This window comes from Paenibacillus chungangensis, assembly GCF_042675905.1.
Taxonomy (GTDB): domain Bacteria; phylum Bacillota; class Bacilli; order Paenibacillales; family Paenibacillaceae; genus Pristimantibacillus; species Pristimantibacillus chungangensis.
In genome coordinates this window covers 201,860-225,344 of the sequence record NZ_JBHTJZ010000004.1, presented here as the reverse complement: position 1 = coordinate 225,344, position 23,485 = coordinate 201,860, and the positions used below count along the sequence as shown (strand labels likewise).

Annotated in this window: 12 protein-coding genes; 1 reads left to right on the top strand and 11 read right to left on the bottom strand. The window is 54.5% G+C overall.

All coding sequences use genetic code 11. The annotated features are described in order from the left end of the window. Window positions 1–8: 8 nt before the first annotated feature. The 9 genes from ACFQ2I_RS01745 to ACFQ2I_RS01705 all read right to left on the bottom strand — a co-directional run bounded on the left by ACFQ2I_RS01745 (window position 9) and on the right by ACFQ2I_RS01705 (window position 17,988). The gene (locus tag ACFQ2I_RS01745) at window positions 9–2,909 is read right to left on the bottom strand and encodes a glycoside hydrolase family 66 protein (RefSeq protein WP_377561749.1); all 2,901 of its coding nucleotides are present in this window, start codon (window positions 2,907–2,909) and stop codon (window positions 9–11) included. Between the two features lie 402 nt (window positions 2,910–3,311). Further along, window positions 3,312–8,591, bottom strand: a complete 5,280-nt coding sequence (locus ACFQ2I_RS01740; protein ID WP_377561748.1) for a CBM96 family carbohydrate-binding protein — start codon at window positions 8,589–8,591, stop codon at window positions 3,312–3,314. A gap of 172 nt (window positions 8,592–8,763) precedes the next feature. Then, on the bottom strand, window positions 8,764–10,344 hold the full coding sequence (locus ACFQ2I_RS01735) for an FAD-dependent oxidoreductase (RefSeq protein WP_377561747.1): 1,581 nt from the start codon (window positions 10,342–10,344) through the stop codon (window positions 8,764–8,766). A gap of 35 nt (window positions 10,345–10,379) precedes the next feature. Then, entirely contained in the window at window positions 10,380–11,015 is a 636-nt protein-coding gene (locus tag ACFQ2I_RS01730) for an SGNH/GDSL hydrolase family protein (RefSeq protein WP_377561746.1), read from the bottom strand. A gap of 41 nt (window positions 11,016–11,056) precedes the next feature. Next, window positions 11,057–11,899 (bottom strand): carbohydrate ABC transporter permease, encoded by an 843-nt coding sequence (locus tag ACFQ2I_RS01725; protein ID WP_262679131.1) that lies wholly within the window; start codon window positions 11,897–11,899, stop codon window positions 11,057–11,059. Next, the gene (locus ACFQ2I_RS01720; protein ID WP_262679132.1) at window positions 11,892–12,791 is read right to left on the bottom strand and encodes a carbohydrate ABC transporter permease; all 900 of its coding nucleotides are present in this window, start codon (window positions 12,789–12,791) and stop codon (window positions 11,892–11,894) included. Before ACFQ2I_RS01720 ends, ACFQ2I_RS01725 begins: the two co-directional genes overlap by 8 nt. Before the next feature lie 36 nt (window positions 12,792–12,827). Next, a complete protein-coding gene (locus tag ACFQ2I_RS01715; RefSeq protein WP_377561745.1) occupies window positions 12,828–14,180 on the bottom strand; it encodes an ABC transporter substrate-binding protein in 1,353 nt (450 codons plus the stop codon). Between the two features lie 54 nt (window positions 14,181–14,234). Further along, window positions 14,235–15,344: a glycoside hydrolase family 88 protein gene (locus ACFQ2I_RS01710; RefSeq protein ID WP_377561744.1), complete on the bottom strand. Its 1,110-nt coding sequence runs from the start codon at window positions 15,342–15,344 to the stop codon at window positions 14,235–14,237. Continuing rightward, entirely contained in the window at window positions 15,337–17,988 is a 2,652-nt protein-coding gene (locus ACFQ2I_RS01705; RefSeq protein WP_377561743.1) for a glycoside hydrolase family 2 protein, read from the bottom strand. Before ACFQ2I_RS01705 ends, ACFQ2I_RS01710 begins: the two co-directional genes overlap by 8 nt. A gap of 417 nt (window positions 17,989–18,405) precedes the next feature. On the opposite strand from ACFQ2I_RS01705, the gene ACFQ2I_RS01700 reads away from it, so the two are divergent. After that, window positions 18,406–19,437 (top strand): LacI family DNA-binding transcriptional regulator, encoded by a 1,032-nt coding sequence (locus ACFQ2I_RS01700; RefSeq protein ID WP_377561742.1) that lies wholly within the window; start codon window positions 18,406–18,408, stop codon window positions 19,435–19,437. A gap of 285 nt (window positions 19,438–19,722) precedes the next feature. Here the strand turns inward: ACFQ2I_RS01700 and ACFQ2I_RS01695 are convergent, their stop codons facing one another. Beyond that, on the bottom strand, window positions 19,723–21,627 hold the full coding sequence (locus ACFQ2I_RS01695) for an ABC transporter ATP-binding protein (protein ID WP_377561740.1): 1,905 nt from the start codon (window positions 21,625–21,627) through the stop codon (window positions 19,723–19,725). After that, window positions 21,624–23,357, bottom strand: a complete 1,734-nt coding sequence (locus ACFQ2I_RS01690) for an ABC transporter ATP-binding protein (RefSeq protein WP_377561739.1) — start codon at window positions 23,355–23,357, stop codon at window positions 21,624–21,626. The genes ACFQ2I_RS01695 and ACFQ2I_RS01690 overlap by 4 nt, the downstream gene beginning before the upstream one ends. Window positions 23,358–23,485 lie beyond the last annotated feature (128 nt).

The window sequence follows — 23,485 nt, the reverse complement described above, 5'->3', positions numbered from 1 at the left end:
CCTTTCGATTAACTGACCGTTATTTCAAAATCTGTGCCTTCCCAGCGATCCGTTCCCGTCTCTAGTATGCCGTTCCCATTATCGTCCCACAGGAATGTGAAGTCCACCGTCGTGCCGGTCGTGAACGGTCCTACCGACGTCTCGTGATCCAGCAGCGCGTCGCCCGATCCGTTCGGTCTCATCATGACGTCGACCACATTCGTCCAGTTGTTCACGCCCTGATGCGCCCAGCCGGAAGCCCCGGTGCGGAACGTAATGCGGTAGCCTGCCGGCACCGACGTAATCTGCCGATCGAACTGCCACACATACGTTTTGTCCAAATCTAGATAGTCCAGATTGATGGCCCCGGTATTGGCCGCATTCTTCCATATCGTAATCGTATGAATGCCCTTCTTCAGCGAGACGGTCAGCTCCGAGGTCGACCAGTTGCTCCAGCTGCCGGTAGACGGGAAGCCGATCGTTCCGGCATAATTACCGTCGACGAATATGTCTCTCGTCGCATCCGATCCACCGTTCGCATAGCGGAACAGCAGCACTTGATCGTCGTCTTGCGCCGCCTTCACAGTGAATGTTACTCCGTCATTGTCCGCGAAGTTGTCCACGAAGCCGGTGCCGGAGTAGCCGGAGTGATTGTTGTTCACCCCTACATTGACCTTGTTGGCATTCTCCGCTTCGTACAGATCGTTCGTAGGCGCCGTGAAGGTTCGCTTCATATAGATCATGTCCCAATACTGCAGCGAAGGAATCGTGAACGAGACATACTTGCCCTTGCTGTCCGTGCCTGTCGTGTAAGAGAGCGATTGCGTCGCGCCCAGCGCAATATCAGGCGATGCCAGATAGACGCCCGATACCGATTCGTTGTCGCCGACATACACCTTCGTCGCCAAGCTCGTAAGCGTCGTCGGCGTATCATCGGAGTAACGCCAATCCGTGTCCGTGCTGTTCTTCAAGTTGATCAGATGCACAATATTGTAATCGTCGCTCTGCTTCATGAAGTGCCAGATGTTGCCCGCCGTTCCGTTGCCTGCGACAGGCTGGCCCGCGATCTCCACGAACTGGCTGCCGGAATCAGTGTTGAAGACATCCTTGTCGTACAGCAGATTCTCATACGCCGTTATAAAGTTGTAATGGTTCTTCATCGCTTCCTTCAAGCCGCTTCGCATCTGCTTGGCCCGATTCGGGAAGTACGGATGGCCCAGCATCTGGTCGCCCTCTCCCATCTCGATGCGCGATCCGCCGGAAGCGGCGATAGCCGCGCTGGTCAGCCGGACAGCGTCTTCGTCGAATGTGCCCAGCGTCAAGCTGTCCAGGTTAATGAAGCCCGTATCGCCGGCATCCTTGGCGAGCTTCACTGTATGCGAGCCCGCTGTCAGCCATACCGTATGGGACGCATCGAACTTCCACGTTCCCCAGCTGTCCTGATCCAGGAAGTTGTCGATCTGCTTGACGAAGTTGCCATCCACATACAGACTGCGCGTATTGTTGGCGCCGGTATCGTTACCGTATCGGAATACCAGTCCATACCAGCCTTCCTCCGGAACGGTAATGCTGAATTGCACATAGTCGCCCGTATCGCCGAAGCCGTCCACGAAGCCGCTGCCGGTATAGCCGGCGTGATTGTTATTCGTCGATACGCCGCTTAGCGTCGCCGATTCCGCCTCGTAGGTCGTGCCGCTATTCTCCTCATAATTCATGTAAGCAGCCAGCACGACAGCCTTCTGCCCGTTGTTGCGCCTTGCCTTGTCGATTAGTCCCTTCAGCTCGATATAATCGTTGGCGTGCCCCCAGATCTCGGTATACGTGAAGTCGTAATCCGCGTTCTTAGTCACATCGTCGAACGCCCAGCCTTCCGCCGCTCCGTCCACGTTATTGAACGTAATCACCTTGTCGGACATGCCGTTGCTGTCCAGATTGGCGCGCAGATTGTTAATGAAGCTGGAGAAGCTGTTGTCCAGATCGATCACATTGCCGTAATAATCGTAGGGGTCCGGGCGTTCGCCCATCTGATCCAGATGGATGCCATCGAAGCCCGCCGTAGAGATCATATCCCGGTACTCACCATAAATATGGTTCTGCCAACCGGCGCTGCCGGGATTGAACAGCCAGAGCCACGTATCCGGGTTGTTGTCGACGAAATCGAAGCCCAGTGGATTCATATGCGCGCTGTCCTCATACATCGCCCATTCCGGACTGACGCCGGAGATCGCCTCATAGTTGTTGAGCGCCGCATAGCTCATCGTATAAGGCATGGCTGCAGCGTTGTAATTGTGCATGGAGGAGATCATATTCTGGATTGTCGCCCAGTACATCGTATGCTTGCCGCTCCAGTCCGTCCAGGAGCTGTCAATGACACCTCCCGTCCGCTTGATATTGTTCTCGTGCCGCCACATCCAGTCGTACAGCTGGAACGCATTCGTGTGGTAGTCCTCGATCGTGCGCTGCACCCGCGCATCCGTTACGGTCGAAGACTCATTGGGGAACTCCGCCATATAGCCGTAGCGAGGGAATCTTGTCCAATCGCTGGATACGTCTATGGCGGTCGCTCCCGAAGCGGAGCCGGCTGTTACATGTACGAAGTATCCTTTGAAATCCGTGCTTGGTGTCGTCCAGGTGAAGGTCACTGTAGTAGAGTTGCCATTGGGAAGGCTGATTGCTGTGGAGTCGGTGTGGAGTTGCGTCTCGAGATGGTGAATCGCCAGATTGACATTGCCGCTGAAGGTGGAACCGGAATCGTTGGTCAGCTCCACTTTAATTGTGGCCGTACTGCTGGGGGCGTACCTCGCCTTGTCCGTGTACACCCGCTTGATCATGCCCGTTGCGGATGCATGAGCCGGCGGCGGTATAGCCCCCGCCATCGAGAGCATGACGACTGCCATAACAAAACCGAACAGATAGCTAGCCCTTCTCACATAAACTCTCTCCCTTCGATAGAAATAGTAGATTACACCTTCATTGTATAGCTACTATTCCCGCGATAGATAGTCCGATTATTTCATATATGAGTACGGAAATTAAAGAATGTGGAGCTAACGGTTGCAACTGCTCTTATCTTCGCTATCCCCCCTCATTTCCGCCATTAGGTAGACGCTTCGCACGAAGGAGCTGGTATGTATCATGTGTTTTCATAGTGTATAAGAATGCTTATCACTCCTTGGCAGAAGGTCGCCCTCGCGAACGCCACCTTAGAAAAAGTGCCCGCTCCAGCATCCCAAGTTCTTCTAGGAACAAGGTGATGCAAAAAGCAGGCACTTTCAACTAATGATTACAAGTCGCCTTCACATTCGGCCGACATTATCGCAAGATTGCCGCCATTAGTGCTCCAACAGGAGCAACGGCGGAATGATGCCATGATGGCTGTTGAAGTCGATATAACTTGTTCCGTACTCCTCTTCAATAGCCAGCACAACGCTCAGCTCCGACTCCCCCCTCTTTAACGCCGTGTACAGGAAATCGCTAATGTCCCATTCGTAATATCCGGCCGTTCCGTTTACTTCGACCGTATCCAGCAAATAAGCCGTTGTGCCGATACCTGTCACATTCCCGCTTAAGGGATCATGGTTAGGCGCAGCGTTGAACGTAATCGCATCTGCCAACCAGTTATTGTCGAGTATGCCATATGCACTAACGGGAGTTGCCTCCGGCGAAGTGCTGTTTTTGCCGTAAAGCCTGAGCAGCGCCCGATTCACCCGCTCGGTCTTCAAGCCGGACAAGTCGAGCTTGATGTATGATTTGCGGTCCGCTCCGGTTCCTGCGGCATTCTTGACAACAAGATGGGAGGAATATTCGTAGTTGCCGTCCGCATAGCTTCCTCCCCAGATGAAGGCCGCTTCCTGCACCTCCTCCTTGACTGGCTCGTACATAGACAATACCGGAGGCTCCGGTCCCAGACGCCCGTCAACCTTCACCAGCACATTGCCGTCCTGCAAGTCCGTTAACAGGAAGGAGGCATGGGAGGAAGACAATCTGCCTTGAAGGAATCGCGTCGCATCCACCGCATATGTGCGTTCTTCACTGTCTACGTACAGGGTTGCAATCGGAATCGCTGTATCCCCGACTCCCGTGATCCCTGTATCCCCTTCGGCATGATTGGGCGAATTCGCCCAGGTTAGCGATGATTCCGTCCAGCTGTCATCCGTGATGCCGTATACAGAGACGGCAACGCTGCCGACAGCTCCCGGAGCGGACGCCCGGAACTGCAGGATGCCCTTGCCCAATTCGCTGCCGGAATAACCGCCCATGTCGAATTTCATATAGGTTATTCTGTCGTCATCAGCGATCGGCGCATCCATCACTTCCGCCAGAACAGTGCCATCCATCTGCTGATGCTCATATTGACCTCCCCGGATATAACCGGTCTCCACCACTGCCAGATCTTCGTGCTCCCGCAGCATTAATTGAGGCGGTCTGGTTCCGCTCTCCTTGCTGGTCATGAATATCCAGTCGCTATATCCCTGATCTTCCGGCAGCACGATAAAGCTTATCTCTCCGCCGCCCCCGTGCTCCTGCACGAATGCGCTCACATCGACCTCGAACCAGCTGTAATTGCCGTCGGCCAAGCTGACCTTGTCGATATACCATGACGACACTCCCATGTCCGTTACCACCGTCTTGCCGGACTGGTCTTTGCCGAGCAGAGGGGCATTGTTCCACGTCAGAGATTCCTCCGACCAGCCATTGTCCGCTATGCCGTATACGGCGAGCTCTATCGGGTTATACGGGGCGGCATTGTCATAGGCATAGAAGCGAAGCTTGGCTTCATTCACCTGATTGCCGGTATACGTGCCCAGATCGAATTTCAGATACGCCGCCATGCTGGCACTGGAGGTGCCCGAATTTCTCAAGCCAAGCGTCGTATAGTGGCCCAGCACCCGATCCGGCTCCACCTCCTTCGCATAAGCATCCTCCGATGCGTTCAGCGTGAATTGCCGATTCCTTAATGTCGGTCTGGCCGCCATTGGCGCTTGTACCGTCACGTAGTCTCCATCCCGGCTGAAGCCTGCGGGAACGCCATCCACTCTTACCTCGTTCAATGTACCGGCGCCATAATAGAAGGTAAAGCTGGTCAGCGTCTTCTGTGCGTTCGAGTCTTCTTGAACGGTATTCGCAATGTCGACCGTACCGCCGCTGCCGTGTTCGACCGACAATCCGCTTAGCACTTGGTCGCTGCTCGCATAGATGCGGCCATCCAGAGACAAGCGGTTATCGTTGGCGATCTCCAACCTTGTCACCGCTCCGCCGCTATCCTGCTTGACCAGCTTGAAGCTTGTCTCTTCTGTAGCGTGGCTTATATCGTATTGCAGATGATACGATTCGCCGGACGACATTGCCACCTCTACTCCCTCTTCCGTAACCTGGGCACTCGCAATGCCTTGGCTGCCTCCAGGGGAGAACTCATGGAGCGCGACGAACTCGCCTGCACCATTGACCGTCTGGCGGGCCGTCAATACCGGTGTCTGCACGCCCGGCATATTCGCCCTTCCGAAGGAGCGCGATTCATATACTTGCATCGGCGCATCGTTCAACATCGTAATCCGGTATCGATTCTGACTGTCTACAGCATCGGTGAACTCTGCATGCCAATTGCCGGAAGTGAATGCTTCGGCTTGCAGTTCAATGAATGGATAGCCTTCCGAGCTTCCCAGCATGCCGCTTGCTGCTGTAACAGGCAAGCTCAGATTCATCGAGCTTTCCGGAACGTGGGCGAACCAGTCGAATGTGATACTGTCATATGTGCGAAGCTTGAATACGTCCAGCATCCAGTCGTCGACCATAATGACCGCACGGCGGTATTGCTGGACGTCGGGATAGATGCCGTCGGCGGAAGCTGCGCTGAAGTGCATGGAACGGGTATGACCTTGCGCAAGGAAGGAGCCCCCCATGCCGGCTTGCAGCTTATCCGGTACGACGACCGTATTATGCGCCGCGGACTTCCGGTAATATTGCTCCGCGGATACCGTGCCGTAAGGACTCATGCCCAGATCGTCAAGCCATACTCTTCCGTTTCCGTATGTCGTGACATTCAGCTTGTCATAATGATCGTGACCGCCGGTATGCGGACCGTAGTCCAGCGTGCTCATGTACGTCTCGCCGCCGACGTGATTGCGGGTCAGCAGACTTCCCAGCCCGGTCATGTTCGCATCGGATAGCAGGAACGGCTCGCTTGTCTCCGGTATTGCCGCATAGCCGAACAACAGCGAGTATAGCTCCGCGTCGCTTCGGGATACGGAAGCCATGCCGTAAGCCTGATTCATATATTCCCGATAGCTGGAATCGATATCGCTGTAGGCCCGGTCAGCCGTCTCCATCATCCAGAGATACATCGGCGTCAGCAGATTGGGCTTATATACAGAGTCGTTGTTCGCCTGCAGCGTCAAGTCCGGATACGGCAGCCGAAGCAGCGCGTCGAACATGGACTTGAACCGCTCATTCCCTTCGTACAGATTAAGCCTATCCTCGCTGCCGAACCGAAGAGCCGCATTCGCCAGGTAAATGTAATGCTTCAGCACGAAGCTGTGGTAGCTCGGCGATCCCTCGAACCAGAAGCCGTCCTCCCCTACGCCCAGTTCCAAAAGACCGTCGAACATGCCCAGCGCCGTTCCGTCCTGCTTCGACGGGGCATAACCAAGCAGCGCATCGGATATGAGGCCGCTGTCGTCATAGAGGTAGCCGGTCAAGCCCAGCGCCGTATTCTGAATAACTTGAAAATTGTTCATGCGATGACTGAACTTGATGGCGTCTGTCGCGGGATAGAACATGTCGGTGCGGATAGCCGCTTTGTCAGCCTCGTTGAACTCGCCGGAATTGTACAAGCTGTCCACGGCGAACACCATCGGCGTCACGAAGTAAGCGGCTTCATTCAAGGGGGAGTAAAATAGCCTGGTCGCGAAGTCGCGCGCGGGCTCCACCACGTCATGCTCCTCGTATTGCGGATACTTCGCCGCGAATTCGTTCACGATCTCCGCCGCTTTCTCGGCATAGGCCGACTCGCCTGTCAGAATATAGAGGTACGCCAAATATTTGGCCGCATTCGTATGATCCGTTATCCACTTCGCATACCAGCCTCGAGTAATCTGATCCATCACATTGGGGTCCGTATTCTGCGAGCTGATGATGTAATCGTCGGACGGATCGCCGGGGTCCAGACCCGGAGATTCGAACTCGGCAATCTGGTAATACGTGTCGTAATCGTAGCCGCTCGCCAGTATATCCTGATAGGACATATATTCATAGACGAGCGGAACGTTGTAGTCAGGATCGTTGAAGCGATTCTCCCAGATGTAGCTGGAATCGGGAATTAAGGCGATATCGCGCGTCAGCCATATATCGTATCGGTCCCGGTAAGCTTGCAGCACATCGCTTGCCCAGCGGTACCCGAACAGGCGGTCTCGGATGGCCTTCACCGCAACGAAGTGGGGCCGGGACAACGTCATCTCTCCCGCATTGATCTCGACATTGTCGATGTGCGCCTCATCCGTATGTCCCGATGCGGCTTCCATGGCGATCGCCACGACGACATCGTCGCCGGCATACCCCTGCAGGGCTGCGGCTATGTCTTGCCCTTCCGTGGTGACGCGGCTCCACTCCTTCACATGATCCGCCGATCCCGTCCCGTCATAAAGCATATAAGCATACAGCTCGCTTGACGGGTTGTATGTGTCGGCGGCGTTCGCTGTCTGCGACAGCTGGTTCCAGACCGGTACAGGCAGAATAACCAGCCTTAGTGAATGGGACTGACTCGCTCCCGAGCCGAACAAGCGGTAATCCAGCGATACGGTGAAATCCTCCGGCCCGCTGAAGAAGTCGGGCAGGGAAACCGTCTGGCCGATCAGCGCCATGCCTTCCGAAGCGGCCGATTGGTCGGCCAGCTTCACATAGGAGCCTGGAGCGCCGCCTCCGCTCTCGATGCTGACTGTCAAGTCAGGCGCAGCTCCTGCACCCAGCTTCGCGTATCTCGTCTCCCAGCCGCCAGGCTGATGAAGGTCGGAGGTGGCAGTCAGGCGGAATCCCGCATCCTCCGTCCATACGCCTCCTGTGTAGCCTATTCTGATCTTGCTAGCATACAGAGCGGACGTACCGCTTCCACCGTTCCAGGCAAGCTTGAGGTAATTCGCATTCGCCGCCCCATGCCACTCGTAGACCAACCTGTCCAACGAGCCTTCGCTTGCGCCTTCGTTCACTACGGCCGGTTCGATCGAAGTGAAGGCCGCGCCATCGCTGGATACCGAGAAGCTGAAGCCTTCGCCTTGCGATTGCGGATCGCGATAGGCCACAAGCACGAAGGAACGGATATCTCCCTTCTTGTAGACAATCTCGGGATTGCCGCCGTTCGAGGCGAATAGGAATGGGTCGCCTTCTACATCCGTCGGGCTAACCAGCGGACTGACGGAAGAGTCTATTGCCGCCACATCCTGCGAAGCATGAACAAGAGACAAGCTGTTCATCTCGTCTTCTGCAATAAGGCCTCCATCATCCGGTCCCGGACTTGCCGCTTTTGCCTGACTCCCGTCTCCCGGTACGGCGGCGGCTCCAATCGTATGAACAATCAGGATTGCGATTAACAGCTTTAACCATAAGCTAAGTTCTTTTTTCACGTCATTAACCTCCCGGAATAAATTACGGACTAAAATAAAGCGCTTACATTTTGTGGGAAAAGGAAAACCTCTATCGAGATCGAGGCCCTTTTCCCATTGCACCAGCGGGCAGGATGCGTCCATAGCTCCGGCATTGCCGACCTGTTATGAACGCATTCCCCTGCCAAAGCCGTTACAGCGCCTTGACGCTTGGCCAATGCAGCTCTACACCGTCCTGCTCCAGCCTCTCCTGCAGCCCCTTCAGCAATTCGCGGTTATGGCGCACCTCCCTCGGCTGCGCTTCGCGGTCCAGGCAGTAAGCCGCCAAGGCTCCCGCAGCTTCGCCGATGTTCCATTCGACGGGATGCAAGCGGTAGCAGCCGTTCGAAATATGCGTCACGCCTATATTTTTGCAAGCCGGAATCAGATTGTTCATCCTCACCGGTATAAGGCTGCCGAGCGGAATCTGGAAGGGATAAGACGACATGTCCAGATAACCCCGGCCGCCCAGTCGCGGATGCAGGTCGATTCGGTATGCGCCTACTCCGACCGTGTCCTCGAACTGCTCCGCCCCTTGATCGCCTCTGATCTCGGCGCTAATATGCTGCTCCAGCACGGTGAACTCCGCCTTAATTCTTCTGGATTCGCGAATATAAGGCGCCTTCGCAAGACCGTCCTCCGTACCTAGCGCCTCCTTGCACAGACGAATGCCGGGATAACCGCGGCCTCCGTCCGGACGGGGCGCTTCCGTCTGCATCCAATACAGCAGCGATAAGCTCAGTTGCTTCGCATTGTGCAGATGCTTCCGCCTCTCCTCCTCGCTTACATCGATGATGGACCCGAGCCAGTAATCATTCTGCGGCCAATTCACCGATACGATATCGCTCCGATACGTACCCGGCAAGAAATTCGACTTGTCCACAATACGACGGTATGCCCATCGCGAAGTCAATCCGCCCGGCTCGTCGAAGAACGGATAGACAACCGGCTCCAGCGTGATGAAATGCGGGACGATCCAACTGAAGAGAGGCCCTGTCCAAAATTCGTCGTTGCGATAAGCTCTCCAGAACTCATATTGTTCCGGCTTCTCAATCGTATGGTCCTCGCCCTCGAAATATTGAATCGCATACGTGTGAGTCAGAGCCTGCATGCCCATCGGGTCCGGCTCTCCGGGCAGCGCATGCGGTTCGCCCGTCTGCGCCCGGGACTCCATGCCCGTCACATATTCGACGCCCGCCAGCGGTAGCAAGTCGCCGGATTCCGTAGCATCCAGAATATACGGCGCTTCCAGCATATGTCTGCTTCCCGTCAACACATGCTCCACCGTAACGGATACGATGCGGTCGCCATCCACATCCGCTTCGACAGGCTTATAGTGTGTCATAATAACCAACTGGCCGGTATGCACATATGGCGCCAGCATCTGCTCCAGCACCGCCAGCGCCGTTCTCGGCTCATGGCACAAGCGGCTGACGACGCCATTGCCGGGATTCAGCCGCTCCTTCGCACGCGCTTCCGGCGTCAGCGGCATATAACGCCGATAGTAATCCCTTACGGCATTGCGGTATTGGCGATAGCTTCCCGTACAGCCGAACTGTTCAATCCAGGGATGCTCGTCGGGCGGTACCGCCTGGCTCGTCAGCTGCCCTCCTATCCAATCTGTCTCCTCCGTCATGACGACCCTCTTGCCTGCCCGGCATGCCGCCATGGCCGCTGCGCAGCCGCCGACTCCTCCGCCGATAATGGCGATTTCGCTCCGGTCATTCCGATTCATCGCTGTCATCCTCCTTCTGCTAATCATAATGGCCATCAATCGATCAACTGGCTGACCATGCACTCCGCATACAATCGGTGGCCGAGCGGAGTCGGATGGACTCCGTCGTCATCTCCGCTGTTCTCCTTCGTCCGAAGCAGCTCGCCCAGTAGAACGCCCCTTCCCAATTGCTCCATCCAATGCCGCTCCACATCGGCCAGCGCACATCCGCACTCCGCCGCCGCTTGGCGTATAGCCTCGCTATAGCGTTCGATCCAGCTTCCCGCTCCCGAAGGGGCGTACCATTCGCGGGGATGGCGTGCGTAATAATAAGCTTCGTCATCCCCTTCGATGATAGGATGTATCGTGCATAGCAGAGCACGTATTTGCCGTTTCTTCAGCTCCGTCACGATTCGGATCAGATTGTCACGGAACAGGGGCAATGCGACTCTGGATTGTCCGCGAGCGACAGCCACATGATCGTTCATGCCGAATTGCACGACGCATATATCCGGCTTCCGGCTCAGCACATCCCTCTCCAGCCTCGGCCATGCGTCCTTCGTCGTCTGCCCCGGCACGCCGGCATTCACCGACGTACCGCCCAGCAGGCAGGCCAACTGCTCGATATACCCTTCCCCGCGATTCATATGCACTCCCGCCGTAATACTGTCGCCATATCCGGCAATAAGCATCTTCGCCACTCCTTTTCCCCGAATTCCTTTCGAATAGCCTGCTATCCCTTTAACGCCCCGCTGGATATGCCGTTAATGATATGCTTCTGAAGCAAGAAGAACATAATGAGCAGCGGCAGCATGGAGACGACAAGCCCCGTCATGGTCAAGGAGTAATCGATGAAATGCTCTCCCTGAAATTTCATCAGTCCCGATTGAATGGGATGAAGCTCCTTGTCGGTAATCGTCAAGGATGGCAGCAGCCACTCGTTCCAGATCGCGCGCACATGGAAGATCGCTACCGTCGCGATTGCGGGACGAGTCAGCGGGACAACGATCAGCCACAGCTTGCTCCATTTGTTGCAGCCGTCTATCGTCGCGGCTTCCATCATTTCTTTCGGGATAGAGTCCATGAAGTTTTTTACAATGAACATCGTTAACGGTATTAATGTCGTGGCGAAGGGCAGGATAAGCCCCAGCCGGCTATTCAACAGCCCGAGCTCCGATATCACGATATACTTCGGTATGAAGATGCCCGGCATGGGCACCATCATCGTAATGATGATCGCGATATAGATGACGTTCTTGAACGGAAATCGATAGAAGGACACGACGTATGAGATTAAGACGCCAAGCGCGATGCCGATCGTAACGGAAGTAACAGTGTAGATAAAGCTGTTCGTTACGTAAATATGGAAATCGTATTTGAACAGCACATCCGCATAATTGGCTAGCGACGGCTCGTTCGGAATCAGCGTTGCGAGCAAATTTTCATTTTTTAAAATTTCCGCATTGGGCTTGAACGTATTCGCAATGATCCAGAAAAACGGATAGAGACAGCTAATCGATACCACAATCAAAAAAGCATGTGTGACGGTCATCTGCAATCGTTTACTGTTAATCATATAATTTGGCTCCGTATCTTCTTGAAATGAACAACTGGATGAAAGATACCACCACCAGCATAAAGCCGAACAAAACCGATAACGTAGTAGAGTAGCTCATATTGACGTTATCGAACGCTTCCTTCAGTATCCGCATCGCCGGAACTTCTGTCGCATAACCCGGGCCGCCGTTCGTCATAATGACCACCTGGCCGAATATTTGCATCGATCCCAGCACAAGCAAGATGGATACGAGGATCATCGTCGGAATGAGCAGAGGAAGCGTCACATAGCGGAACGACTGCATGCCGCTTGCCCCTTCCATGCTTGCGGCCTCGTACAGCTGCCGGTCGATGCCGGTCAGGCCGACAAGGAACAGCAGGAAGTACGTACCGAAGGTCTCCCAGATGAACGTGGCGGCGACAGCGCCCATAGCCGTCTCGCTCTCAGCCAGCCAAGCATGCGTCCATGACGACAGTCCGATCGTCTCAAGCAATTGATTAATAATCCCGAACTTCGGCTCGTACATCCACTTCCAGATCAGACCGACAATAATCGGCGACAGAATGGTCGGGATAAAGAAGATTGTCCGGTACAGGCCTCCTCTTGCCAATCGGCTCACGAGCAGTGCCAATAGCAGCGCTATCGGCACTTCAAGCAAGATGATGCCCGTAGAAGTCTTCAGAACGCGGAGCACGGAGTCCCAGAATACCGTATCCTCCAGCGCCCTCCGATAATTGTCCAGCCCGGCGAAGCTTGCCTTGGCCATCGGCGTATAGCCGCTCCACTTGAAGAAGCTGAGCCGGTAGCTCTGATAGAACGGATACACATAGAACATAGCGAACAAGATCAGACCGGGAATGACGAACAAGTAACTCGTGAGATAGTCCTTCCAGCGAGACGCAGCTTTCATGTTATTCCCCTTTCCTCGCGCGAAGCAACAGCAGGCTTACTTCTTATTGGCCAAGCTCTCCATCAACGATTGCTGAAGCCCTTCCGGCGTCGTCTTGCCTCCCACCAGCATCTGGACACCCTTCCAGAACTCTTCATAAATTTTGGCCTCGGTCACAATCTCATGCATGCGCCGCTTCGTCAGATTCTCACCAAGTCCGGCAAGGATCTTCACGTTCTCATCCAGGCTGGCCTTGTCCATAGCCTGACTGTTGGCCGGGAGCACGCCCGACTTCTCAGCCAGATGGATCTGCTGCGCATCGTCCGTGAACCACCGGATGAACACTTTGCTCTCCTCCTTGAACTCGCTTGACTTCGCAACGCTCAGGCTGATGGATACGCCCCCATCGATATTGACCTCTTCGCTATCCATCACTTTGGGCGGAGCAGCTACAGCCCAATCGAGATCCGGCGCATCCTGCTTCAGCATGGGCACGAACCAGGAGCCGTTCGATATCACCGCCACTTCCCCGTTCACGAACTTCTTCTCCACATCCGGCATAGTCAAGACGACCGTTCCCTCGGCAAGATAGCCCTGCTCGCGCAGACCGTCGATTGTGCCGAACACTTCTATCCAGCGCGGATCGCTCATTCCGTTATCGCCAAGCACCGCTTCGATGACCGCTTCCTCGCCTCCGAATATGTTCGTGGCCAGCGGGAATATAACCTGGTTCAGCGTGCCCCAATTATCCCCCAGATCGTAAGCGACGGGCGAGATGCCCCCCTGCTTCAGCTTCTCGTTAAGCTCCAGGAACTCGTTCCAGGTCACCGGGGGCTGCTGGAAGCCGACCTCATTCAGCATGCTCATGTTGTAGAAGTAACCCGAAGTGGCAACGACATACGGGATCGAATATTTTCCCGACGCCGCTCCCCACTCGTTGTCTGGCGCCAAATATCCTTTGAAGCTTTTATTCTCGCCCAGTACGTCGTAGCCCCACTCTTCCCATTCCGGAGTCAGATCCTCTACAAGATCCGCCATCACCAGATTGGCCAGTACCTCGCCGCCCAGCGATCCGCCGTAGATATCAGGGAACTTCCCTTCCTGCGCTCTCGTAATCAGATACTGCTGATTGGTCTTGGCATCGATCAGCGTCTGTGTAACGCGAACGCCGGTCTCTTCATAATACCGTTGCAGCAGTTCTTCGATAGCGTCTTGCTGGCCGGTTTGATAGTGAACAAATTCGATCTCGACTTCACTGCCCGGCTTGGTCTGATTGGCTTCCTGTCCTTGCTCCTTGTTCCCCTCCGTATGACCGCCTTGCTTGTTCCCGTTCGACTGTGAAGAACATCCTGCAACGATAGCCGCCAGCAAGAGAGCGATGAGCATGATAAATCCTGTTTTCTTCTTCATTCGATAACAGCCTCCCCTTCTATATGTGTATAAATAATGCCGGTACGTATCGGATTACCAATAACTTCCGGACATACGGCCGAACCTCATAAGCGCTTCCGCATAATAGTAGTCTCCAAATATGAGATATCCGTCAGGTACATTATTGGCGCCCACATGGTAAGCGCCGTGCTTCAGAAGCCCTTGCGCTTCCGGTTCGTGCATGGTGGATATGCGTACGAGCGCCCCCATCATTCTGGCAGCGGCATCCGACAGCAAGCGATAGTCCTCGGACTGTTCGTCGAGATGCTCCATAATCTCAAGCAGACCGCATAGACAGATAGCCGTAGCAGAGCTGTCCCTTGGCACTTCCGATCCATGATCGGCGGAGAAATCCCAGTAGGCGACGCCATCCTCCGGCAATTGCCCGATGAAGTGATTGGCCATACGAATCGCCGTGTCCAGGAACGGCGCTTGCTTCGTATAACGGTAAGACAAGGCGAAGCCGTAGACGCCCCAGGATTGCCCGCGCGACCAGGTCGAGCCGTTGTGCAGTCCTTGATGGGTTGTGCCTCCTATGGGATAGCCTGTAGCGGGATCGAATAGAAATGTATGGTAAGAGGAATCATCTCCCCGAATCAGGAAGCGGCGCGACTTCTCCGCATGCTTCTCCGCTATGGCGGAATACCGGGTATCTCCCGTCTCCTCGGCGGCCCAGTAGAGCAGAGGCAAATTCAGCAAGCAGTCCATAATAATCCGGCCGCCGTTAACTGCATCTTGCTTATCGCCCCAAGCCTGAATGTAGCCTCCCTCGGGACGCCAGCGGTCCGCCAGCGCATCCGCCGCACGAAGAGCCAGTGCTCTGGCTCCTTCATCCCCCTGTTCCAGCCACTGCGCCTTCGCCGACAGAATGAACAGGAATCCGACGTCATGGTCAATGTTCGTCCCGGCCGCCAGACGCTCCTCGAAGCTTGGCAGCAAGCGCTGCGCCTGCTCGGCGAAGAGCCGGTCTCCGGTATACTTATGGCAGAGCCAGAGAAGCCCTGTCCAAAATCCGTTCGTCCATGTCGTATTCGGAAACAGCCTGTACGAGCTGTTCTCTCCGATATGCGGGAATTGATCCCGAAATAACTCTACATTGCGGGCCGTACGTTCTGCCACATGCCGCAAAGCTGCATTATACATGAACTTTCGCCCCCTCTTTCTCGTTAATGGAATGTCTCTCTCGCTCTTCATATCCGTCAGTGTCTTGGCCAAAGCAACGAAAGATCAGGTCCGGAGGAAGCGACGCAGCCGACTTATCTTCGGCTAGCAATCCGCCACACTTCTTGCGGAAGCACGATACCTCCACTTCCTTCCTCTCGCCAGGCAGCAAGGTGAAGAATTGCTCGCTTGCCGCCAGCCAGTAACCATTCGTCGTCTCCTCGCAACGGACATGCAGCGCCAGTGCTTGACCAGTATTCTCGACGATGTAGCTCCTGCGCAGGGAAGACAGTCCCAGGGTCGCTGTGCCACTGGCGTTGATGGCTAATTCCGCAGGCTCTTCCGGCTCCCACCGGCCGACGCCTGACACTTGCAATACGGCGCCCCTCAGGCTGACAGCCCCGGCATAGACAGGCTCTTCGCCGTCTCTTCCGGCGGAGAAGAAGTAATCGGCCTGCGAGCCGTCCGATGCGTGGCCGTTCCCCGACTGCGACAATGTCAGCCGTATCATGAACAAGCCTCGAAGCTCTTCCGTAATCGGCAGGTGCAATCGTCCTGCTTGCCGGCTTCTTCCCTCCTCATCCAGGCCGGAATGGAACGTCTTCGACCACCTCAATTGCCCGTCCGAGCCGTAAGCTTCTGCGAGAACAGCCGTCTGCGCACCTCCTCTGCCGACCACGAATACCGGCGCATCCAGCACTTCCCCGATCCCATAATCCAGCTTGCGATAATCCAGCGATGCCGCTGCGGGGAGGAACGCTTGGCGCATCCAGTAATAAGCCATCTTCGCTTCGCCGTAATAATCGATCAAGCTCGTGCAAGATATATTGGGGTATGGCTCGTTCAATTGCCAGATCATGCTTCCGCTGTTCCGGAATTGCCTTCTCCGATTCGCTTCCAATATGAAGCGCAGCCCCTCCGCCTGCATCCATTGGCTGGCATCGCTGAACGATTCCAGCGTCTTCATCGATCCGAACAGCGCTTCATCCCTCTCCAGCGTATCCCACCATTCTCCGTGATGGCGCCATACCAGATTATCCTTCATCGAAGCCGGACTCTGGTTGTCCGCTCCGACGAATTTGCGGATACTCTTCGCAGAGCTTAATCCATCTACTCCGAACTCGCTATGGAAGAGGTGGTCGGCATCTCCGTACAGGGAGTAATGATCGGGATTTCCTTGATACTTCCAGAATCCGTGTACATCGTGGCTAACCCCTTTCTCTCTCGTAATGAACTCTACCGGGCCGGAAGCCGAAGTCGGGAGGAACAATCTCTGCGGATCGTATCGCTCTACCAATTCCTTCAGCATCGCTATGTTCTCATCTTCATACGTGCAGGGCTTGTTAGGCGCCTCCATTAGCTCGTTGCCTCCACTCCACACGGTTAGCGACACATGGGAACGCTTTCTCTTAAGTGCCGACACAGCCGACAGCTTCAGCAAGCGCAGATATTCCGGCTGCTTGGAGGGCATATTGTCCACACCGGAGCTGGACTGAATGAACTCTTGCCAGATCATAATTCCGTTGCGGTCGCACAGATCATAGAACTCTTCCTTCTCGATAAGACCGCCGCCCCACACGCGAACCATATTTACGCCGCCGCGCTTCATCATCTCCACCATGTAGGCATATTGCTCCGGAAGCACATTGCCGTACAGATGATCAAGCGGCGTCAGATTCACGCCCTGAATGTACACCTTGACACCATTGACAACGAAGGTGTAAGGCAACGCTTCCTGCGGACTTCCTTCATTGCGCTCGTATCGCAGCGTACGGAATCCGGTCAGCAGCGATTGCTTATCCAGGCAGCGCTCGCCATCCCTTATCTGAACGGTGACCTTATAGAGCGGCTGCTCCCCGTAACCGTTCGGGAACCATAGTCCGGGCTTCGCAACCTCCAGCTCCAGTTCCGTGTGACCCGCAGCGCTGACGTCCACATGATTGCAAGCGCATTCATTGCCTTCCGGATCAAAAACTTGAACATGCAGCGACAGGCGCTCATATCTTGCTGTGGTCTCCTCTTCCTTGATTGCCGCATTCCTTATCGCTGCGGACACGCGCACGATGCCTTGAGCGGCATCCGGAGCAGGCTCAGCGATGACATGAATATCCTCCAGTGTGCAGCTATCGGCTATCCTTACATACACATCCCCCCATATTCCGATATTGACCAGCCGCGTGGAGAAATCCCATTTGTAATTGAACCTGCTTTTCTGCGTATGCGTCTCGGATGTCCGGCCGATCTGGGCCATCTCATCCGGCGCATGCTTGACAATAACTGACAGAACCAGCGGGCCTTCGCTTCGGCATCGCCCGGATATATCGAACACGGCTTCATGAAACATGCCTTTGTGCTCTCCAAGCAGTTGGTCATTCACATAAATCAGAGCTTCATAATCGATACCTTCGAATACCAGCTCCGCCGACTCATTCTCCCCAAGCTGGATCTCATCAATCGTTGCCCGATACACCCACCATCTGTTTTCCACCCATTCGCAAGCCAAGCTATTCTGCTCGAACCACGGATGCTCGATCCAACCTGAGCGGTATAGATCATCATGCACTCCCCCTGGCACTGTGGCCGGCAGCCATTCCGTTACGCCAAGCAATTCGCTGCCAATCTCCATGCTCGACACCTTCAAAGGTACCCATGGCCAAAACCCTTTTACTTGCCATTTTGAATTTGTCAAGCTCACTTTACGCATTTTGTCACTCCAATAGCTTTATAAATTCACATGCGAAGTCATTTCCGCTTGTGGTGTCCTTCCTGTAATAAACGATAACCCCGTCAATTATCAAAATCAATTGTTTTTAACTTGACAAACCATTTTTGTAAAGTAATAAATACATTGATTATTGGCATGACATTTCTTAGAATAAAAGCAACCGCCGAGTTTTTACGATTTATCGTATAACTCCCCGGGCACATTCGCTCGATCCGCCAACTTTGTACGATTTTTCGCTCAAAAGTAGCGGACTTGCTGGCATTCTAGTCAACTTTGTACGTTTTTTCGTACAGCATTCATGAAAGGATTGTTTCCATTATGAAAGGAAAATCCAGGAAAACATCCATGCAGGACCTTGCCGACCATCTCTGCATTTCCAAAAATGCCGTTTCGCTCGCTATTAACAATAAACCTGGAGTCAGCGAAGAGCTGCGGGCCAAGGTGCTGGAAGCCGCCAACCAACTAAATTACCGTTTCACAAAAAAAAATAAACAGGTTAGAAATAATCTGTTGATCCTTATCCCCTCTTATATTAAAAATGATCGCATTTTTTATTACGAGTTATTCTGGGCAATTGAACAGCGAACGAAGGAGAATGGCTATAACGCCATGATTTGCGGTGTAACACCCGAGATGGAGGAATGGCGGACATTGCCGGAGCTGTATGACGAAATGCCGTTCCACGGCATCATCATTGTAGGCGTCTTCCGTCTTGACTACGTGCGGAGATTGCTGGAGACTGGACTGCCGCTTGTCACGGTGGATCATTGTTACGAGACACTTCAGCTGAATGCGGTCGTTACGGCGAATGAAGAGGAAGCTTACAAGATGGTGAGACATCTCATTGATTACGGCCACCGCGATATCGGCTTTATAGGCTCCATTGAGATGACCCGAAGCTTCAAGGATCGATGGAGCGGTTATTGCCATGCCATGAAGGACGCCGGCTTGGACATTCAGGAACAATATTGCTTGCTTCAACCTTCGCCTCTGGAGGTGCTTCTGGGCAGCAAGGACGAGCTTACCGCTTACATTGACGGGCTTCGCTCCATGCCTACGGCCTGGTTCTGTGCCAATGACGTCATCGCCATCAGCATGATTCAGATTCTACAGTCCAGAGGACTTACAGTGCCTGGGGATATTTCGATTGCTGGCTTCGACGATATCGCCTCCTCTACCCTTATTGCGCCGGCGCTCACAACCATTCAGGTTCAGCGGGAACAGCTTGGCTTCGAAGCCGTAGATTTCCTTATTCGCCAGATCGAATTCGGCGGAGCGCCGGCGAAGCTGTCCGTCTATGGTGAGCTTATTGCCCGCGATTCTTGCACCTGGGCGAAAAAGAGCGATTAGCAGCCGACAAAAAACAACGACGGCAAAATCAACTATCATTTCATTTGAGCCCACTTTTGCTCTAATACGCGGAGATAGACATCAGGATCACGATCAGAAGAACCAGGCACAGCAGATCATGCGGCACCTGGTTCTTTCATTTATGTTGTTTGCAAACCACCGCCCGCGAAGGAACGGGCAATGTTTATTCGTCCGTGCGCGAAAAAAACCGAATTCCGGCGCTGGCTATTATGCTCCAAGCGGAATTCGGCTATGAAACGCCGGAGCCAGACAGCAGCGCGACTGTTATCCAGCCGTCATTGTGTTGGCGGTGAACTGGCTATTGTACAGATCGGCGTAGAAGCCACCCTTGGCCAGCAGCTCCTCATGCGTCCCCTGCTCAATCACTGAACCTTTGTCCATGACCAGGATCAGATCGGCATCGCGGATCGTCGACAGACGATGCGCAATTACGAAGCTGGTGCGGCCCGCCATCAGCCGCTGCATCGCTTCCTGGATTTGCAACTCGGTGCGTGTGTCAACGCTGCTTGTCGCCTCGTCCAGAATAAGAATTGCCGGGTCGGCCAGGATCGCTCGTGCTATCGTCAGCAACTGCTTCTGGCCTTGCGAAATGTTGGAAGCCTCTTCGTTTAGTATCGTATCATAACCTTCCGGCAAGGTACGAATGAAATGATCCGCATGCGCAGCAACCGCCGCGTCCACCACTTCGGACTCCGTCGCGCCCGCGCGTCCGTAGGCGATGTTGTCGCGGATGGTGCCGTTGAACAACCACGTATCCTGCAGCACCATGCCGAACAGGCTGCGCAATTGCCCGCGCTCCATCTCCCGGATATTGCGGCCATCAACCGTAATCGCGCCGCCGTTCACTTCGTAGAAGCGCATCAGCAGGTTGACTAGGGTTGTTTTGCCCGCGCCGGTGGGTCCAACGATTGCTACTGTCTGGCCGCTGCCGACGTTAATGTTCATATTGTCGATCAGCGGAGCATCCGTGCTGTAGCCGAACTGGACATCGCGGAACGCAACATCTCCCCGAGGCGCTGTCAGCACAACGGGTGCAGCCGGCTCCGGACTTTCCTCTTCCTCGTCAAGCAGTTCGAATACCCGCTCGGCGGAAGCGATTGTCGACTGAATAATATTGGCAATGTTCGCCGTCTGCGTAATCGGCATCGTGAACTGCCGCGCATATTGGATAAACGCCTGGATATCGCCAACGCTGATTCGCTGCTGCGTCACCAGCACACCGCCGACCACGCAGATCAGCACATAGCCAATATTGCCGATCAGATTCATCATCGGCATGATGATGCCGGAGATAAACTGTGCTTTCCAGCTGGAGTTGTACAGCTTGCCGTTAATTTCATCGAATCGCTCAATCGACTTGCGCTCGCGCCCGAACGCTTTTACGATCGTATGGCCCGTGTACATTTCTTCGACATGGCCGTTCAGTTCGCCAAGCTCCGCCTGCTGGCTCTTGAAATACAGCTGCGACCGCTTCGCGATCATTCCGATAACAACAAAGCTTAGCGGCAGCGTCAGCACCAGAATAAGCGTTAGCAGCGGACTGATCGTCAGCATCATGATGACAACACCGACAAGCGTAACAATTGATGTAATAAGCTGCGTCAAGCTTTGCTGCAACGTATTGCTTATATTGTCCACATCGTTGACAACGCGGCTTAATATATCCCCGTGCGAGCGCGAATCATAGAACTTGAGCGGCAGCTTGCCCAGCTTCTCGTTCACTTCATTCCGCAGCCGGTACACCACCTTCTGCGCCACTCCGGCCATCAGGTATTGCTGGAAGAAGCCGAATATCGCGCTGACGACATACAACCCGCACAGCAGCGCCAGTATAAACGCAATGCCTTGGAAATCGACTGAAGCATCCGGAATTCCATTGATTTTGGCCATCATGCCTTCGAACAGCTTGTCGGTTGCCTTGCCCAATATTTTTGGACTGAGGATGGAGAAGACAGTGCTCAATATCGCTGCCAGCACCACAAGCATCAGCTTCATCCTGAACGGGCGCAAATAACCCATCAACCGCTTGAGCGACGCTTTGAAATTTTTGGCCTTCTGGCCGGGCATGCCCGCCATGCCGGGTCCCGGTCCAAAGCCCATCCGCGGACCACCGCCCGGGCCGCCCCTTGCTCCACCTGCATTTTGCCGGCTGTCTCTGCTTGCACTCATGCAATCTCCTCCTCCGACAGCTGAGAAGCGACGATCTCGCGATATACGGCGCAGCTCTCCATCAATTCGCGATGATTGCCGCTACCCGCAATCTGCCCTTCATCCAGCACAATAATCCGGTCGGCGTCCATAACAGTGCTTACGCGCTGCGCAACAATGATGACCGTTGCATCGGCCGTTTCCGGCTTAAGCGCCGCTCGCAGCTTGGCATCCGTCTTATAGTCCAGCGCCGAGAAGCTGTCGTCGAACAAATAAACCTTGGGACGCCGGATCAGCGCCCGGGCGATCGAGAGACGTTGCTTCTGCCCGCCGGACACATTCACTCCGCCTTGTGAGAGCATGGAGTCAAATCCCTCCGCCATCTCCGTCACGAAACCAAGCGCCTGTGCGGTCTCTGCGGCTTGCCGAATCTCCTCGTCGGTGGCATCTTCTTTGCCGTAACGGATATTATCCGCTACAGTGCCGGAGAACAACACCGCCTTCTGCGGCACCAAAGCAATGTTCTGCCGCAGCTCCTCCTGCGTCCAGTTCCGCACATCCTTGCCGTCTAACCGAACAGCCCCTTCCGCCGCGTCGAAGAAGCGCGGAACCAGATTGATCAGCGTCGACTTGCCCGAGCCGGTGCCGCCGATAATCGCCGTCACGTCGCCGGGGTTCGCCGTGAACGAAATCCCCTCCAGCGCCGGCTTCTCGGCGCCCGGATAGCTGAACGATACGTCCACGAATTCCACGACGCCGCGCACGGCAGGCTTCTCGCCCACAGCGGCCGCCGTGGAATCCTTCACCGTTGCCTGAAGATCCAGCACCTCGTTAATCCTTGTCGCCGATGCCGACGCACGCGGCACCATTACAAACATCATCGAAAACATCAACAGCGAAAACATAATTTGCATTGCATATTGGATAAAAGCCATCAAATCGCCAACTTGCATCGCGCCGTTATCGATACGCAAACCGCCAAACCAGACGATAGCAATCGTCGACAGGTTCATGATCAGCATCATCAACGGCATCATCAGCGCCATGATCTGATTGACCTTCACCGCCGTATCCATCAAATCGCGGTTGGCATCGACGAAACGGTCTTTCTCATGCTCCGTCCGGTTGAAGGAACGGATAACCCGAATCCCGGTCAGCCCTTCGCGCAATACAAGATTCAGCCGGTCCAGCTTCTTCTGGATTGCCTTGAAATAAGGCATCCCCTTGCGCACAATAAGCCAGACCGACAGCGCCAGCACCGGCAGCGCAACCAGCAGCACCAGCGTAAGCTCGGCATCCTTGTACAGCGCCATAATAATGCCGCCGATACACATCATCGGAGCCATCACCATAAGACGCAGCATCATCATCAGTACCTGCTGCACCTGATTGATGTCATTGGTCGTTCGCGTAATCAGGGAAGCCGTCCCGATCTTGTCGAATTCATGGAGCGAGAACTCCTCCACATGGGAGAATACCCGGCTTCGCACATCGCGTCCGAACCCCGACGATATTTTCGATGCGTAAAGACTTGCCAGCACGGACACAATCGCCCCCACCACCGTAACCGCCAGCATTAACCCGCCCATTTCCCAAATATAGCCGGTCTTCCCTTCCACGACGCCAATGTTGACGATATCCGCCATCAAGGTAGGAAGGTAGAGTTCCGCAAGCGACTGCATCAGAATCAGTACCATTACCAGCGCTATTAAAGCGCGGTATTGCCTGGCATAACGAAATAACCTCAGCATGGTTTCCAGCCGTCCCCTCAGGATTACTTTACTATTGAAATATTCAACGGTTTAATTATATAACCGTTTCCGAAACGGATTCAAGTCCAGTCATTCGTAGAAAAAAAGAAAGCCGATTATCCGCTACA

Coding starts and splice junctions, on each gene's coding strand:
- ACFQ2I_RS01720 (WP_262679132.1), bottom strand. CDS start 12,791: ATGAAAGCTGCGTCTCGCTGGAAGGACTATCTCACGAGTTACTTGTTC.
- ACFQ2I_RS01730 (WP_377561746.1), bottom strand. CDS start 11,015: ATGCTTATTGCCGGATATGGCGACAGTATTACGGCGGGAGTGCATATG.
- ACFQ2I_RS01735 (WP_377561747.1), bottom strand. CDS start 10,344: ATGAATCGGAATGACCGGAGCGAAATCGCCATTATCGGCGGAGGAGTC.
- ACFQ2I_RS01690 (WP_377561739.1), bottom strand. CDS start 23,357: ATGCTGAGGTTATTTCGTTATGCCAGGCAATACCGCGCTTTAATAGCG.
- ACFQ2I_RS01710 (WP_377561744.1), bottom strand. CDS start 15,344: ATGTATAATGCAGCTTTGCGGCATGTGGCAGAACGTACGGCCCGCAAT.
- ACFQ2I_RS01700 (WP_377561742.1), top strand. CDS start 18,406: ATGAAAGGAAAATCCAGGAAAACATCCATGCAGGACCTTGCCGACCAT.
- ACFQ2I_RS01715 (WP_377561745.1), bottom strand. CDS start 14,180: ATGAAGAAGAAAACAGGATTTATCATGCTCATCGCTCTCTTGCTGGCG.
- ACFQ2I_RS01705 (WP_377561743.1), bottom strand. CDS start 17,988: ATGGAGATTGGCAGCGAATTGCTTGGCGTAACGGAATGGCTGCCGGCC.
- ACFQ2I_RS01695 (WP_377561740.1), bottom strand. CDS start 21,627: ATGAGTGCAAGCAGAGACAGCCGGCAAAATGCAGGTGGAGCAAGGGGC.
- ACFQ2I_RS01725 (WP_262679131.1), bottom strand. CDS start 11,899: ATGATTAACAGTAAACGATTGCAGATGACCGTCACACATGCTTTTTTG.